The sequence below is a fragment of the Pseudomonas sp. R1-1 genome (assembly GCF_051132135.1).
In the GTDB taxonomy this organism is placed as follows: Bacteria; Pseudomonadota; Gammaproteobacteria; order Pseudomonadales; family Pseudomonadaceae; genus Aquipseudomonas.
Map to the genome: position 1 here is coordinate 6035930 of NZ_CP071663.1, position 18637 is coordinate 6054566.

General features: G+C 61.9%; 3 protein-coding genes. 2 read left to right on the forward strand and 1 reads right to left on the reverse strand.

The features are described 5' to 3' along the window. The first annotated feature begins 126 nt into the window (after nt 1-126). Complete coding sequence (locus J3P75_RS26980) at nt 127-16062, forward strand: LapA family giant adhesin (RefSeq protein ID WP_434708828.1); 15936 nt, start codon at nt 127-129, stop codon at nt 16060-16062. A gap of 147 nt (nt 16063-16209) precedes the next feature. After that, a complete protein-coding gene (locus tag J3P75_RS26985; RefSeq protein WP_090288078.1) occupies nt 16210-16548 on the forward strand; it encodes a tryptophan synthase subunit beta in 339 nt (112 codons plus the stop codon). Nucleotides 16549-16688: 140 nt separating this feature from the next. On the opposite strand, the gene lapD is transcribed toward J3P75_RS26985, so the two are convergent. Further along, on the reverse strand, nt 16689-18635 hold the full coding sequence (lapD, locus tag J3P75_RS26990; RefSeq protein WP_434708829.1) for a cyclic di-GMP receptor LapD: 1947 nt from the start codon (nt 18633-18635) through the stop codon (nt 16689-16691). Nucleotides 18636-18637: the final 2 nt, after the last annotated feature.

Sequence of the window (18637 nt, forward strand, 5' to 3'; positions counted from 1 at the left end):
AAAATATTGACGAAAAACAGCGTCAACAAGTTATCCATTTTATCGAAACACGTCCAGACTGAAGTGGCGCCGACGCCCGTCAGGTCCATGGAAGTCAACTGAACGCGACACCCCGGAGAGTCTTCAATGAGCAGTGTTGTTGCCATCGTCAAAAGCATTGTCGGTCAGGTTTTCGTGGTGTCCCCAGAGGGCGTGCGACGCGTACTCGTTGAAGGCGATCGCCTGTATGTCGGCGATCAGATCGATACCGGGCTGTCCGGCGCCGTGTCGCTGGAACTGGCCGATGGCCGTACCCTTGATCTGGGTCGCGATACGCAGTGGAGCGCCAGCGCGCCCGATTCCAGCACCGACCTGGCTGAAGCCACCGCGCAAGCTGCGCCTTCTGTAGAAGAGCTGCAGCAAGCCATCGCCGCCGGCGTCGACCCGACCACCGCCCTTGAATCCACCGCTGCCGGCCCAAGCGCCGCAGGTACCGGTGGTGCCGCCGGTGGCGGCCACAGCTTCGTCATGCTCGACGCGACCGCTGGCCGTGTCGACCCGACCATTGGTTTCCCGACTGCCGGGATCAACTCCGCCGGGCAAGTCGCCCAGGACACCACCGGTGGCCTGACCAGCGACACCACCACCAATGCCCTGCGCGCCTCGACCCTGAGCCTGAGCGCCACGCCGACCATTACCGAAGCCGGCGGCGTGCTGGTGTACACCGCGACCCTGACCCAGGCACCACTGACTGACCTGACCATCACGCTGTCCAACGGCTCGGTGATCGTGATTCCGGCCGGTTCCACCACAGGTACTGTCAACGTACCGCTGGCGCCGAACGACACGGTGTACAACGACCCGACGCAAATCGACGTGACCGTCACCGGTACCACCGGCGGCAACGGCATCACCGTGACCTCGCCGACCACTCCGGCGACTACCCAGGTCACCGATACCGTCGACACCACCACCGTCACCCTGACGACCGCCCCGACCGTTACTGAAGGCGGCCAGATCACCTACACCGCGACCCTGACCAACCCGGCGCAAACCCCGGTGACCGTCACCCTGTCGAACGGCTCGACCATCACCATCGGTGCCGGCCAGACCACTGGCAGCGTCAACGTGCCGACGCCGGCAAACGACGTCTATAACAATGGCAGCACCGTCAGCACCACCATCACCGGCGCAACCGGCGGCAACTTTGAGAATCTGGTGCCGAATCCGACGCCAGCGGTGACCACCATTACCGACTCGGTCGACAACACCGGCCTGACCCTGACCGCGACCAATAACATTGTCGAAGGCGGGCAGATCACCTACACCGCGACCCTGACCAACCCGGCACAGACGCCGGTGACCGTCACCCTGTCGAACGGTTCGACCATCACCATTGCCGCTGGCGAAACCGTCGGTACCGTCAACGTGCCGACTGCGGCCAATGACGTGTACAACAATGGCAGCACCGTCAGCACCACCATCACCGGTGCTACCGGTGGCAACTTTGAAAACCTGGTGCCGAATCCGATGCCAGCGGTGACCACCATTACCGACTCGGTCGATAACACCGGCCTGACCCTTACCGCTACCAACAACATTGTCGAAGGCGGCCAGATCACCTATACCGCGACCCTGACCAACCCGGCGCAAACCCCGGTCACCGTCACTCTGTCGAACGGCTCGACCATCATCATCGGTGCCGGCCAGACCACCGGCAGCGTCAACGTGCCAACTGCGCCGAATGACGTTTACAACAACGGCAGCACCGTCAGCACCACCATCACCGGCGCTACCGGTGGCAACTTTGAAAACCTGGTGCCGAACTCCACGCCAGCGGTAACCACTATTGCCGACTCGGTCGACAACACCGGCCTGACCCTTACCGCGACCAACAACATCGTCGAAGGCGGCCAGATCACCTACACCGCGACCCTGACCAACCCGGCGCAGACGCCGGTGACCGTCACCCTGTCGAACGGTTCGACCATCACCATTGCCGCTGGCGAAACCGTCGGTACCGTCAACGTGCCGACTGCGGCCAATGACGTGTACAACAATGGCAGCACTGTCAGCACCACCATCACCGGCGCTACCGGCGGCAATTTTGAAAACCTGGTGCCGAGCACCGCGCCAGCAGTTACGACCATCACCGACTCGGTCGATGACACCGGCCTGAGCCTCAGCGCAACCAGCTCCGTGGCCGAAGGCGGCCAGATTAATTACACCGCCACGTTAACCAATCCGGCGGGCACACCCGTCACCGTGACGTTGAGCAACGGCTCGGTGATCACCATCGACGCCGGCAAAACCACCGGCACCGTTACCGTTCCAGCCCCTGCCGATGACGTCTACAAAGACGCCGGTCAGGTCGAAGTCAGCATCAAGGACGCCACCGGCGGCAACTTCGAAAACCTGGTTCCAAACACTACGCCAGTAGTGACGGAAATCACCGACACCGTCGACACCTCGACGGTGAGGCTGACCGCAGATACCTCGGTTACCGAAGGCGGTACCGTCACTTACACCGCCACCGTTGGCGCGCCAGTGACCGGCTCGCCTGTGATCGTGACGCTGGCCAACGGCCAAAACATCACCATCGCCGTCGGCCAGACCACCGGTTCCATCACCTACACCGCTCCGAACGACGCGCTGACCGGCAACGCTCCGCTGACCAACTCAATCACCAACGTCAGCGGCGGCAATTACGAAAATCTGGTTGCGGACAAAACTCCTGTTTCGACCTCTGTCACCGACGTTGCCGACACCACCAATCTGTCGCTGAGTGCGACAGGATCCGTGGCCGAAGGTGGCCAGATCACTTACACCGCGACCTTGACCAACGCCGCTGGCTCACCAGTGACCGTGACCTTGTCGAACGGCGCCGTGATCACCATCAAGGCTGGCGAAACCACCGGCACCGCGACCGTTGCTGCACCTGCCGATGACGTCTACAAAGACGCCGGCTCCGTGCAGGCGACGATCACCAGCGCCACCGGTGGCAACTTCGAAAACCTGGTACCAAGCACTGCTCCAGCCGTGACGACAGTCACCGACACCATCGATACCTCGACAGTCAAATTGACCGCCGATACTTCTGTCGCCGAAGGCGGCACCGTCACTTACACCGCGACTGTTGGCGCGCCAGTTACCGGCTCGCCAGTCGTGGTGACGTTGGCCAACGGCCAGAACATTACCATCGCCGTCGGCCAGACCACCGGTTCCATCACCTACACCGCTCCGAACGACGCGCTGACCGGCAACGCTCCGCTGACCAACTCAATCACCAACGTCAGCGGCGGCAATTACGAAAATCTGGTTGCGGACAAAACTCCTGTTTCGACCTCTGTCACCGACGTTGCCGACACCACCAATCTGTCGCTGAGTGCGACAGGATCCGTGGCCGAAGGTGGCCAGATCACTTACACCGCGACCTTGACCAACGCCGCTGGCTCACCAGTGACCGTGACCTTGTCGAACGGCGCCGTGATCACCATCAAGGCTGGCGAAACCACCGGCACCGCGACCGTTGCTGCACCTGCCGATGACGTCTACAAAGACGCCGGCTCCGTGCAGGCGACGATCACCAGCGCCACCGGTGGCAACTTCGAAAACCTCGTTCCGAACACCACCCCTGCCGTCACCGAAGTTACCGACACCGTCGACACTTCGACCGTGAAACTGTCCGCTGACACGTCGGTTGCCGAAGGCGGCACCGTCACCTATACCGCCACCGTCGGCGCGCCTGTCACCGGCTCGCCTGTTGTGGTGACGTTGGCCAACGGCCAGAACATCACCATCGCCGTCGGCCAGACCACCGGTTCCATCACCTACACCGCTCCGAACGACGCGCTGACCGGCAACGCTCCGCTGACCAACTCAATCACCAACGTCAGCGGCGGCAACTACGAAAATCTGGTTGCGGACAAAACTCCAGTTTCGACCACCGTCACCGACGTTGCCGACACCACCAATCTGTCGCTGAGTGCGACAGGATCCGTGGCCGAAGGTGGCCAGATCACTTACACCGCGACCTTGACCAACGCCGCTGGCTCACCAGTGACCGTGACCTTGTCGAACGGCGCCGTGATCACCATCAAGGCTGGCGAAACCACCGGCACCGCGACCGTTGCTGCACCGGCCGATGACGTCTACAAGGATGCCGGCTCCGTTCAGGCGACGATCACCAGCGCCACCGGTGGCAACTTCGAGAACCTGGTTCCGAACACGACGCCAGTGGTGACCGAAATCACCGACACCGTCGACACCTCAACGGTGAAGCTGACCGCTGACACTTCGGTCGCCGAAGGCGGCACCGTCACCTACACCGCCACCGTTGGCGCACCGGTTACCGGCTCGCCTGTTGTGGTGACGTTGGCCAACGGCCAGAACATCACCATCGCCGTCGGCCAGACCACCGGTTCCATCACCTACACCGCTCCGAACGACGCGCTGACCGGCAACGCTCCGCTGACCAACTCAATCACCAACGTCAGCGGCGGCAATTACGAAAATCTGGTTGCGGACAAAACTCCTGTTTCGACCTCTGTCACCGACGTTGCCGACACCACCAATCTGTCGCTGAGTGCGACAGGATCCGTGGCCGAAGGTGGCCAGATCACTTACACCGCGACCTTGACCAACGCCGCTGGCTCACCAGTGACCGTGACCTTGTCGAACGGCGCCGTGATCACCATCAAGACTGGCGAAACCACCGGCACCGCGACCGTTGCTGCACCTGCCGATGACGTCTACAAAGATGCCGGCTCTGTTCAGGCGACGATCACCAGCGCCACCGGCGGCAACTTCGAGAACCTCGTTCCGAACACCACCCCTGCCGTCACCGAAGTTACCGACACCGTCGACACTTCGACCGTGAAACTGTCCGCTGACACGTCGATTGCCGAAGGCGGCACCGTCACCTATACCGCCACCGTCGGCGCGCCTGTCACCGGTTCGCCTGTTGTGGTGACGTTGGCCAACGGCCAGAACATCACCATCGCCGTCGGCCAGACCACCGGCAGCGTTACCACCCCCGTATCGAATGACGTCCAGATCGGTCACGCACCGTTGACCAACTCGATCAGCAACGTCAGCGGCGGCAACTACGAAAATCTGGTTGCCGACAAGACCCCGGTCAGCACCAGCGTGACCGACACCGTCGACACCACCACCGTTGCGCTGACCGCCACCGGCAACGTCAACGAAGGCGGGCAGATCGTCTACACCGCGACGCTGAGCAACCCGGCCGGCACGCCAGTCAGCGTGACCCTGAGCAACGGTTCGACGATCACCATCGACGCCGGCAAGACCACCGGCACCGTGACCGTTCCGGCGCCTGCCGATGACGTCTACAAAGACGCCGGCAAAGTCGAAGTGACCATCAAGGACACTGCGGGCGGCAACTTCGAAAACCTCGTCGCCAACCCGACGCCGGCGGTAACCAATATCGCCGACACCGTCAACACCACGCACCTGACCCTCAGCGCCGAAAGCTACGTGCTCGAAGGCACCTCGATCACCTACACCGCGACCCTGACCAACGCCGCGCAGACGCCGGTAACCGTCAACCTAAGCAACGGCCAGACCATCACCATCGAGGCTGGCAAGACCAGCGGTTCGGTGACCATCGCCGCGCCGAGCGATGACGTCTACAAAGATGTCAGCAAGCTCACCGTGACCATGACCGACGCCAGCGGCGGCAATTTCGAGAAACTCGACGTCAGCAAGACCCCGGTCAGCACCACGGTCAACGACACCGTCGACAAGACCAGCCTGACCCTGACCGCCAGCGACACCGTCAGCGAAGGTGGCCAGATCACCTACACCGCGACCCTGAGCAACCCGGCCGGCACCGCCATGACGGTAACCCTGGCCAACGGCGCGGTGATCAACATCGCTGCCGGCGCCACCAGCGGTTCGGTGAACTTCCCTGCCCCGGCCAACACGCCATATGTGGATGGCGGCAAGGTGCAGACGGCGATCTCCAGCCACACCGGCGGCAACTTCGAAAAGGTCGATGCCGATCGCTCTGCGGTCGTGACCAAAGTCACCGACAGCGTCGACACCACCGATATCAGCCTGAGCGCCACCGGCACCGTTGCCGAGGGCGGTTCGATCGTCTACACCGCGACCCTGACCAACCCGGCCGGCACGGCAATGACCGTGACCCTGAGCAACGGTGCGGTGATCAATATCGCCAAAGGCGCGACCAGCGGCACTGCGACCGTCGCCGCACCGGGCGATGACGTGTACAAGGACGCCGGCAAGGTCGATGCGAGCATCACCAAGACCAGCGGCGGCAATTTTGAAAACCTGGTGGTCGACAAGACCCCGGCGGTGACTAACGTCACCGACACCATCGACAACAGCACTGTTTCGCTGACCGCCAGCGCCAGCACCGTCGAAGGCGGCGTGGTGGTGTACACCGCGTCCGTGACCGCACCAGTCACCGGCTCGCCAGTAGTCGTGACCTTGTCCAATGGCCAGACCATCACCATCCCGGTCGGCGCCAGCAACGCCAGCGTCAACTTCACCGCACCGAACGATGCTCTGGCCGGTGGCAACACGCTGAGCGTAAAAATCGACGGTACCAGCGGCGGCAATTACGAAAACCTCGTCGCCGACAAGACTCCCGCAGTGACCGCGGTGACTGACGTTGCCGACACCACCAACCTGTCGTTGTCCGCGACCGGCTCCGTTGCCGAAGGCGGTTCGATTGTCTACACCGCGACCCTGAGCAATCCCGCCGGTACGCCGGTCACCGTGACCTTGTCGAACGGCGCGGTGATCACTATCGAAGCCGGCAAGTCCACCGGCACCGTGACTGTTCCAGCCCCAACCGATGATGTCTATAAAGACGCCGGCGAAATCGAAGTCACGATCAAGGACGCCACGGGCGGCAACTTTGAAAACCTGGTGCCGAGCAGCACGCCGGCGGTCACCGATGTCACTGACACCGTCGACACCTCGACGGTCAAACTGACCGCCACCGAGACCGCTGCCGAAGGTGGCACTGTCACCTACACCGCCACGGTCGGCGCGCCGGTCACCGGTTCGCCGGTTGTCGTCAACCTGGCCAACGGTCAGAACATCACCATCGAAGTCGGCAAGACCAGCGGCACTGTGACCATCACCGCACCGAACGATGCGTTGACCGGCCACGCGCCGATCACTAACGCGATCACCAACGTCAGCGGCGGCAACTACGAAAACCTCGTGGCCGACAAAACGCCGGTCAGCACCACCGTGACTGACACCACCGACACCACCAATCTGAATCTGACTGCCAGTGATTCGGTAGCCGAAGGTGGCCAGATCACCTACACCGCAACGCTGACCAACCCGGCCGGCACACCGGTGACCGTGACCCTGTCGAACGGCGCCGTAATCACCATCAAGGCTGGCGAAACCACTGGCACCGCAACCGTGGCGGCGCCATCCGATGACGTCTACAAAGATGCCGGCAAAGTCGAAGTCAGCATCAAGGATGCAACCGGCGGCAACTTCGAGAACCTGGTGCCAAGCACCGTTCCGGCGGTGACCAACGTCACGGATACCGTAGACACAACCACCGTCAAACTGACTGCCACCGAGTCGGCCGCCGAAGGTGGCAATGTCACCTATACCGCTACTGTTGGCGCGCCGGTAACCGGTTCTCCGGTTGTGGTGACATTGGCCAACGGGCAGACCATTACCATCGGTGTTGGCCAGACTACCGGCACCGCGATCACCGCTGCACCGAACGATGTGTTGACTGGTCATGCGCCGATCACTAACTCGATCACCAACGTGAGCGGCGGTAACTTCGAGAATCTGGTTGCAGACAAAACACCGGTATCGACTGCCGTCATCGACGTTGCCGACACCACCAACCTGTCGCTGTCCGCGACCGGCACCGTGGCCGAAGGTGGTCAGATTACCTATACCGCAACACTGACCAACGCCGCTGGCTCGCCAGTCACCGTGACCTTGTCCAACGGCGCCGTGATCACCATCAAGGCTGGCGAAACCACCGGCACCGCAACCGTGGCGGCGCCATCCGATGACGTCTACAAAGATGCCGGCTCCGTGCAGGCAACGATCAGCAGCGCCACCGGTGGCAACTTCGAGAACCTTGTTCCGAGCACCACGCCTGCGATCACTCAAGTCACCGACACTATCGACACTTCGACGGTCAAACTGACCGCCGATACCTCGGTGGCTGAAGGCGGCACCGTGACTTACACCGCGACCGTGGGCGCGCCAGTCACTGGTTCGCCAGTTGTGGTAACCCTCGCCAACGGCCAGACGATCACCATTGGCATCGGCCAGACCACTGGTACCGCGACCACCATCGCGCCGAACGATGCCTTGGCTGGCAACGCTCCGCTGACCAACTCGATCACCAACGTGACTGGCGGCAACTACGAAAACCTCGTTGCCGACAAGACGCCGGTTTCGACCAACGTTACGGACACCGTCGACTCTACGAACCTGACGCTGAGTGCTACAGGTTCTGTGGCTGAAGGTGGTCAGATCACCTACACCGCAACACTGACCAACGCCGCTGGCTCGCCAGTCACCGTGACCTTGTCCAACGGCGCCGTGATCACCATCAAGGCTGGCGAAACCACCGGCACCGCAACCGTGGCGGCGCCATCCGATGACGTCTACAAAGATGCCGGCTCCGTGCAGGCAACGATCAGCAGCGCCACCGGTGGCAACTTCGAGAACCTTGTTCCGAGCACCACGCCTGCGATCACTCAAGTCACCGACACTATCGACACTTCGACGGTCAAACTGACCGCCGATACCTCGGTGGCTGAAGGCGGCACCGTGACTTACACCGCGACCGTGGGCGCGCCAGTCACTGGTTCGCCAGTTGTGGTAACCCTTGCCAACGGCCAGACGATCACCATTGGTATCGGCCAGACCACTGGTACCGCGACCACCATCGCGCCGAACGATGCCTTGGCTGGCAACGCTCCGCTGACCAACTCGATCACCAACGTGACTGGCGGCAACTACGAAAACCTCGTTGCCGACAAGACGCCGGTTTCGACCAACGTTACGGACACCGTCGACTCTACGAACCTGACGCTGAGTGCTACAGGTTCTGTGGCTGAAGGTGGTCAGATCACCTACACCGCAACACTGACCAACGCCGCTGGTTCGCCAGTGACCGTGACCTTGTCGAACGGCGCTGTAATCACCATCAAGGCTGGCGAAACCACCGGCACCGCAACCGTTCCAGCACCGTCCGATGACGTCTACAAAGACGCCGGCTCCGTGCAGGCGACGATCAGCAGCGCCACCGGTGGCAATTTCGAAAACCTGGTGCCGAGCACAACCCCGGCTATCACCAGCGTTACCGACACCATCGACACCACTACGGTGAAACTGACCGCGACCGAGTCGGCAGCCGAGGGCGGCAACGTCGTTTATACCGCCACTGTCGGTGCGCCGGTTACCGGCTCGCCGGTAGTCGTGACGCTGGCCAACGGTGAGACCATCACCATCGGTGTCGGCCAAACTACCGGCACCGCGACCACCATCGCACCGAACGATACGTTGACCGGTCATGCGCCGATCACTAACTCGATTACCAACGTGAGCGGCGGTAACTTCGAGAACCTCGTTGCCGACAAGACGCCGGTTTCGACCAACGTTACGGACACCGTCGACTCTACGAACCTGACGCTGAGTGCTACAGGTTCTGTGGCTGAAGGCGGTCAGATTATCTACACCGCGACTCTGACCAACGCCGCTGGTTCGCCAGTCACCGTAACCCTGTCGAACGGCGCCGTAATCACCATCAAGGCTGGCGAAACCACCGGCACCGCAACCGTCGCTGCACCATCCGATGACGTCTACAAAGACGCCGGCTCGGTTCAGGCGACGATCACCGGCGCCACAGGTGGCAATTTCGAAAACCTGGTACCGAGCACGACTCCGGCAGTGACCAGCGTCACCGACACCATCGACACCACCTCGGTCAAACTGACCGCAACCGCCACTGCGGCTGAAGGCGGCAACGTCGTCTACACCGCAACTGTCGGTGCTCCGGTTACCGGCTCACCAGTTGTGGTAACTCTCGCCAACGGTCAGACCATCACCATCGGCATCGGCCAAACCACCGGCACCGCGACCACCATCGCGCCGAACGACGCGTTGACCGGTCATGCACCGATCACCAACTCGATCACCAACGTGACCGGCGGCAACTTCGAGAATCTCGTTGCTGACAAAACACCGGTCAGCACCACCGTTACGGACACCGTCGACACCACCAACCTTTCGCTCAGTGCCACCAATTCGGTCGCTGAGGGCGGTTCGATTGTTTACACCGCAACCCTGACCAACGCCGCTGGCTCGCCAGTGACCGTGACTTTGTCGAACGGCGCCGTAATCACCATCAAGGCTGGCGAAACCACCGGCACCGCAACCGTCGCTGCACCATCCGATGACGTCTACAAAGACGCCGGCTCGGTTCAGGCGACGATCACCGGCGCCACAGGTGGCAATTTCGAAAACCTGGTACCGAGCACGACTCCGGCAGTGACCAGCGTCACCGACACCATCGACACCACCTCGGTCAAACTGACCGCAACCGCCACTGCGGCTGAAGGCGGCAACGTCGTCTACACCGCAACTGTCGGTGCTCCGGTTACCGGCTCACCAGTTGTGGTAACTCTCGCCAACGGTCAGACCATCACCATCGGCATCGGCCAAACCACCGGCACCGCGACCACCATCGCGCCGAACGACGCGTTGACCGGTCACGCACCGATCACCAACTCGATCACCAACGTGACCGGTGGCAACTTCGAGAATCTCGTTGCTGACAAAACACCGGTCAGCACCACCGTGACCGACACCGTCGACACTACAAACCTGACGCTGTCCGCAACCGGCACCGTGGCCGAAGGCGGTCAGATCACTTACACCGCAACCCTGACCAACGCCGCTGGCTCGCCAGTGACCTTGACCTTGTCGAACGGCGCCGTGATCACTATCAAGGCTGGCGAAACCACCGGCACCGCGACCGTTCCGGCACCATCCGATGACGTCTACAAAGACGCCGGCTCCGTGCAGGCGACCATCACCAGCGCCACCGGTGGCAACTTCGAAAATCTGGTGCCGAGCACAACTCCGGCAGTGACCAGTGTTACCGACACCATCGACACCACCTCGGTCAAACTGACCGCGACCGCCACTGCGGCTGAAGGCGGCAACGTCGTCTACACCGCAACCGTCGGTGCGCCAGTGACAGGTTCGCCGGTTGTCGTAACCCTGGCCAACGGTCAAACCATCACCATCGGCATCGGCCAAACCACCGGCACCGCGACCACCGCAGCGCCGAACGACGCGTTGACCGGTCACGCACCGATCACCAACTCGATCACCAACGTGACCGGTGGCAACTTCGAGAATCTCGTTGCTGACAAAACACCGGTCAGCACCACCGTGACCGACACCGTCGACACTACAAACCTGACGCTGTCCGCGACCGGTTCTGTGGCCGAGGGTGGTCAGATTACGTACACCGCAACCCTGACCAACGCCGCTGGCTCGCCAGTGACCGTGACTTTGTCGAACGGTGCCGTGATCACCATCAAGGCTGGCGAAACCATCGGCACCGCAACCGTTCCGGCACCATCCGATGACGTCTACAAAGACGCCGGCAGCGTGCAGGCGACCATCACCAGCGCTACCGGTGGCAACTTCGAGAACCTCGTGCCGAGCACAACTCCGGCAGTGACTAGCGTCACCGACACCATCGACACCACCTCGGTGAAACTGACCGCGACCGCCACTGCGGCTGAAGGCGGCAACGTCGTCTACACCGCAACCGTCGGTGCGCCAGTGACTGGTTCGCCGGTTGTCGTAACCCTGGCCAACGGTCAAACCATCACCATCGGTGTTGGCCAGACAACCGGAACCGCGACCACCATTGCGCCGAACGATGCGTTGACCGGCCATGCGCCGATCACCAACTCGATCACCAATGTGAGCGGTGGCAACTTCGAGAATCTGGTTGCCGACAAGACTCCGGTCTCAACCAGCGTCACCGACACCGTCGACACTACAAACCTGACGCTGTCTGCGACCGGTTCTGTGGCCGAGGGTGGTCAGATTACGTACACCGCAACCCTGACCAACGCCGCTGGCTCGCCAGTGACCGTGACTTTGTCCAACGGCGCCGTGATCACCATCAAGGCTGGCGAAACCACCGGCACTGCGACCGTTGCTGCACCATCCGACGACGTCTACAAAGACGCCGGCAGCGTGCAGGCGACCATCACCGGCACCAGCGGCGGCGGTTTCGAAAATCTCGTTACCAGCACCGCTCCAGCGGTCACCAGCGTCACCGACACCGTCGACACCACCACCGTCAGCATCAGCGGCAGCACCTCGGTAACCGAAGGTCAGACCGCGACCTACACGGTCAGCCTGAACCACCCGGCGCAAACCGAAGTGACCCTGAAAATCGTCTACAGCGGCACCGCTGCCGACGGTTCGGATTTCACCGGCGTCTATACCGTGAAGATCCCGGCGGGCGCGAGCAGCGCGCAGTTCAACGTCGCCACTCTCGATGACAAGATCACCGAAGGCACCGAGAACTTCGTGGTCAAGATCGATTCGGCCACTGGCGGCAACTTCGAAAACCTCGCGGTCAGCAGCACCAACGGCAGCGTCAGCACCTCGATCATCGACAACGATGCGCCGCCGGTACTCGACCTGGATGCCAACAACTCCAGCGGCGCCACGGGTGCCGATTACAAAGTCACGTTCACCGAGAACACTCCGGGCGCGGGCGTGTCGATTGCCGACACCGATATCAAGATCACCGATCCGGACAGCACCCTGCTCACCGGCGCCACTGTAGTGCTGACCAACCGTCAGGACGGCGATGCGCTGAACCTGGGCAACAGCGTCAACGGCATCACCATCAATGCCAACAGCACCAACGGCACGGTAACCCTGACCCTGTCGGGTAACGCGACGCTGGCCGATTACATGCAGGTGATCAAAAACATCAGCTTCACTAACAGCAGTGAAGACCCGAGCACCGTGCCGCGGACCATCACCGTGACCGTGACTGATGGCAGCAACTATTCCAACACCGCGACCACCACGGTCAACGTGGTGGCGGTCAATGACGCACCGGTGGCGGCGCCGAGCAATGTCACCGGCAGCGAAGACACGCCGTTGGTACTCGGCTGGTCGACCTTCGGTGTCAGCGACGTTGATAGCCCGGCCAGCAGCCTCGGGATCAAGATCACCCAGCTGCCGGGCGAAGGCAAACTGCAGTATCTGGACGGTTCGACCTGGAAGGACGTGGCCAATAACCAGACCTTCACCAAGGCCGACATCGACGCGGGCAAGCTGCGCTTCATGCCGGATGCCAACGAGTCGGGTGTCAACGGTTACGGCGGCAGCGGCCTGGGCAACAACCAGGCGGATTACGCGCAAATCAAGTTCCAGCCAACCGACGGTCAACTGTTGGGCAACACCGGCACGGTAAAAATCGACATCACGCCAGTGGCAGACGCGCCGACTGTGAACGTGGCCGACAACAGCGTGAAGTCCACCGGGCTGATCAAGGAAGTCTGGACCGGTCTGTCCGGCCTGGGTACCAGCGGCAATGGCGCGGACTCGACCACGTTGAAAAACGTCATCGATGGCGCCGGCACGCCAAATTCCAGCGGCAGCGTGACCAACGTGCAGTCCGACGGCAGCGTAGCCGCCGGTACGGCATCGAAGACCTCGGGCCTGATCTACCTGGAAGCCGGCAAGACCTACACCTTCAGTGGTGTCGCCGATGACAGCTTGCTGATCACCATCGGCGGCAAGAGTGTGGCGTCGGGTACCTGGGGGGCGGGCGGGGCGATCAACGGTTCGTTCACCCCGACCACCAGCGGCTATTACACACTCGACATCTACCACCACAACCAGAGCGGCCCGGGCAGCTACGACGTCAACCTGTCGGTCAATGGCAGCACGCCGATCGACCTGAGCAATGCAGGCGTGCCGATCTACACCGGCGTGCAGGATCTGATCAACTCGGGCGTCACCGTCTCCGATCTGCACGGCACTAACGGCGAAGGCTATTACGACGGCTACAAGCTCAACACTGGCGCCGAAGGCACCACGGTGAAACTGTCGGCAATCAGCACCGCGCTGACCGATACCGACGGCTCGGAAACCCTGAGCGTGAAAATCAGCGGCGCACCGGTCGGTTCGGTACTCAGCGATGGTGCCGGGCATACCTTCACCGTTACCGCGAGCAATGGCGAAGCCAACGTCACTGGCTGGAATCTCGGCAGCCTGACCGTGACCCCGCCGACCTACTACAACGGCCAGTTCAACCTGACCGTGACCTCGACCTCCACTGAAATGGTCGGCGGTTCGGCGAGCAGCACCGCGACCATTCCGGTCACCGTGGTGCCGGCGGTGTACAACGCGGTCACCGCCACTTCGGGTGACGACACCGTTACCGGCACTGACGGCAACGACATCATGGTCGCCGACATCGGCGGTCTGACTGTGGTGCCGGGCACCAACTACAACATCGCCTTCATGGTCGACAGCTCCGGCAGCATGAGCGCATCGTCGCTCAACGCGGCCAAGGACTCGCTGACCTCGGTGTTCAACACCCTCAAGCAAAGCCTGGGCGGCAGCAACTCGGGCACGGTAAACATCTTCCTGGTGGACTTCGATACCCAGGTCAACAAGTCGGTGTCGGTCAATCTCAACGACCCGAACGCGCTGACCAAGCTCAAAGCCGTGCTCGACTCGATGGGCTCCGGTGGCGGCACCAACTACGAGGACGTGTTCAAGACCACGGCCAACTGGTTCCAGAGCGCTGACGCGGTGGCCAACACCGGGGCGAAGAACCTTACGTACTTCATCACCGACGGCCAGCCGACCTACTACCAGAGCGGTGAGCAGACCAATCCGACGCTGTACGGCAGCGTCAGGCTCGACAGCGTAGTCAATACCAGCAACTACAAGCCGGGCGACAGCTTCAGCACGTACATCGACAACACCCATTACCTGAGCATCAACAGCGCTGGCACTGTGGTTTTGCAGACGTACAAAAACGGCAACTGGAACTGGAGCAACCTGGGCACTATCCACGCTCAGGGTGACGGCACCTACGAGCTGTCGAGTCTGAACGGCAGCGGCAACAGCACCGACTGGTACACCACCGACAATTCCACCAGCAGCTTCGCGTTGCTCAATGGCCTGTCGAACGTCGAAGCCATCGGTCTCAACAGCGGCGTCAGCCTTAACGATCTGAAGCCCTACGATTCGGATAAAACGCCGCAGACTAACATCGATCCGAAAGACCTCGCCAACTCGATCATCGGCCACACCGAAGCGACGATGCCGGGCAACGACACCGTCAACGGCGGCGACGGCAACGACATCCTGTTCGGCGATCTGGTCAGCTTCAACGGCATTGCCGGTGAGGGTTATCAGGCAATGCAGGCGTTTGTCGCCAAGGAAACCGGCGTCGACGTCAGCAAAGTCAGCACCAGCAACGTGCACCAGTACATCACCGAGCACTATCAGGCGTTCGATGTATCCGGTGCGCACGACGGCGACGACACCCTGTTGGGCGGCGCCGGCAATGACATCCTGTTCGGCTCGGGCGGCAACGACCTGCTCGACGGCGGCAAAGGCAATGACATCCTGCTCGGCGGCAGCGGTAACGACACGCTGATCGGTGGCAAGGGCAACGACATCCTCATCGGTGGTTCCGGTGCCGACACCTTTGTCTGGAAGGCAGGCGACACCGGTAGTGATGTGATCAAGGACTTCAAGGCCGCCGACGGTGACCGCATCGACCTGCGCGACCTGCTGCAGGGCGAAACCGGCAGCACCATCGACAACTTCCTGAAGATCACCACGGTCGACGGCACGTCTTCGCTGCAAGTCAGCTCGGCGGGCAAATTCAATTCCGGCGATGCCGCGGCGGCAACGCCGGACGTGACGATCAAACTGGAGGGCAACAACTGGTCGAGCGCCAGCCTGCACAACCTGATTGCCGGCAGCGACCCGACCATCAAGGTCGACCACAACAATAGCTGATGCGTAAACAGAACGGCCGCCCTCAGGGGCGGCCGTTGCGTTGTGTCAGTTCACCCCGGTGACGATTTCGTCGTCGCACCGCATACTTGCGCACAGTTGGCTATGCTGCTGACAGCATGACGCTGGTTCTTTTCCGAGGGATGCTCAATGTTTTACGTGCAACGCGATGCGCAAGGCCAGTTGATTCGCGTGGAAGCTGCGGCGTACGCCGAAGCCACGGAAACCCTGCCGGCCGACAACCATGAAATCCAGGCGTGGTACGCCAACGAAGCCGTGGAGAACAGCCTCAAGCAGCTCAAGCAGAGCGACTTCGAGATGATTCGGGTACTCGACGACCTGATTCAGGTGCTGACCCAGAAAGGCGTGATCCGCGTCACCGACCTGCCACCCGCGGCGCAGGCCAAACTGATGGACCGCAACCAGGCGCGTGAGGCACTGGGCGGGTTGAGCCAGTTGATCGATGAGGATGAGGGCGGGTTGATCTGATTTCCCGGTAGTGATCGTTCCCACGCTCCGCGTGGGAATGCATCAAGGGACGCTCTGCGTTCCAGCCGCACCGCTCAAACATCGTTGTGACGCGGAGTGTCAGGGGGTGCATTCCCTCGCAGAGCGTGGGAACGATCAGGTCAGGCCCAAGGCTTCGGCTCACCCAGCAACTGCCCCTGCACGCCATACAAGCCCATCTCGCGAATCACTGACAGCTCCCCTTCGGTCTCGACCCGCTCGGCAATCAGCGGCAGATCGATGCTGTGCGCAGCGCGCTGGATCGCTTCGATGAACAGGCGCTTGTCGCTCTCCTGATCAATCGCGCGAATGTAGCTGCCATCGATCTTCAAGTACGCCAGGCCCAGCCGCGCCAGATTGCCGATCATGCTGAAGCGACCGCCAAAGCGCTGCAGACTCAAGGAGAAGCCCAATTCGCGCAGGCGCCGGGTCAGTTGTTCCAGCAGCGCTTGTTCAGGCAACTGCTCTTCGCCGATTTCCAGGGTCAGGCGCGAACCGAAATTGGAGTGTGCGCGGAGAATCTCGAAGACCTTGTTCAGCGCCTGCGGATCCGCGAGGGTCGCCGAGGACAGGTTCAGCGCCAGCGAATCTTCGTGCTCTTTCATTTGCTCCAGCACGCGCTCGAGCATCAGGCGATCGAGCCGCGCCGTCCAGCCGAAGCGCTCCAGCCATGGCAGAAAGCGCCCGGCCGGAATGGTCTGGCCCTGCTCATCAAGCAAGCGCGAAAGCACCTTGTAATGCAGTACAAGCTGCGTGTCCTGCGCCGCCACCACCGGTTGGAAATACAACTCGAAACGCTGCTGATTCAAGGCCTGATCGAGCAGGCGATGCCAGGCATGATGATCATCGCCAACCTCGGCGGTCAGGCTTTGCTCGATGCACGCCCAGTTCTGCTCGCCCTGCCCTTCGGCCTGCGCCAGCGCCTGATCGCCCAGGGTCAGCACCTGTTGCGGCGAGTCGCCGTGAGCGAACGGCGCCAGGCCGATCGAGGCCACCGCAGCGACATCGGTCGCGCCGGTCGCATGCAGACTGCTCAGCGCGCTGTCGAGGTTTTGCGCCAGTTGCAGCGCCTCTTCGCGGACCAGGCCCGGCGCCAGCACGGCAAATTCACCGCCACGAATCCGCGTGATCAGGTTCTGGGTTTCCGGGTATTTGGCGCATTCGCGCGACAGTTGCTCGCCCACCGCTTTCAACAATTCATCGGTGCGCTGGCCGCCGAGGCGCTGGTTGAGGCCGGCCAGATCCTTGACCCGCAACAGCAGCAGATAACCGGAACTGGCCTGCTCCGGATTGCTCACCCGGTCATTGAGCTGCATCTCGAAATAACGCCGGTTGGCCAGCCCGGTAAGGTTGTCCTGATAGGACTCGGCGCGCAGTTTTTCACTGCGCTCGGCCTGCTCCTGAAACAGCGCCTTGAGCTTCTCGACCATCTGATTCATCGCCTGCACCACCCGGCGTAGTTCCGGGGTGCGCGGCAACTCCGGCAGGCTGAGGAATTCGCGCCGGGCGATGGCGTGGGACTGCTGGACCATGTAGTCCAGCGGCTTCAACTGCCGACGCAACAGCAACGCACCGAGCACCGCACTCAGCGCACCGCAGATCAACAGCCAGCCAAGGCTGCCCAGCGCGCTTTGCCACAGCTTGGCCACGGCGAACATCGGATGGCTGACCACCTCGACCCGCGCCGCCTGTTCCCAGCCACGGCTGACCAAGGCATCGCCACCGGCCGGCTCCAGGCCGATCAGCTTGACGAACCAGTCCGGCACATTGCTCACGGCCGGAATGCCGCTGCGCTCGACGATGGTCTGATCGGTCTTCACGTCGACCACGCGAATGCTCGCGTAATAGCCGCTGTCGAAAATCGAGCTGACCAGCAGCTCGACCATCGCCGGATCGTCGATATTCGGCGTCAGCGACAAGGCCAGCGCCGTGGCGGCGTCCTGCGCATGCGAGCGCAACTGATTGACGTACTGGGTGCGCGAGCTCTCCAGACTGACCATGAAGCTGCCGGTGAAGGCGACCACCAGGAACAGACAGATAGCGATCAACAGCTGTTTGAACAAAGACATCT

Coding starts and splice junctions, on each gene's coding strand:
- J3P75_RS26980 (WP_434708828.1), top strand. CDS start 127: ATGAGCAGTGTTGTTGCCATCGTCAAAAGCATTGTCGGTCAGGTTTTC.
- J3P75_RS26985 (WP_090288078.1), top strand. CDS start 16,210: ATGTTTTACGTGCAACGCGATGCGCAAGGCCAGTTGATTCGCGTGGAA.
- lapD (WP_434708829.1), bottom strand. CDS start 18,635: ATGTCTTTGTTCAAACAGCTGTTGATCGCTATCTGTCTGTTCCTGGTG.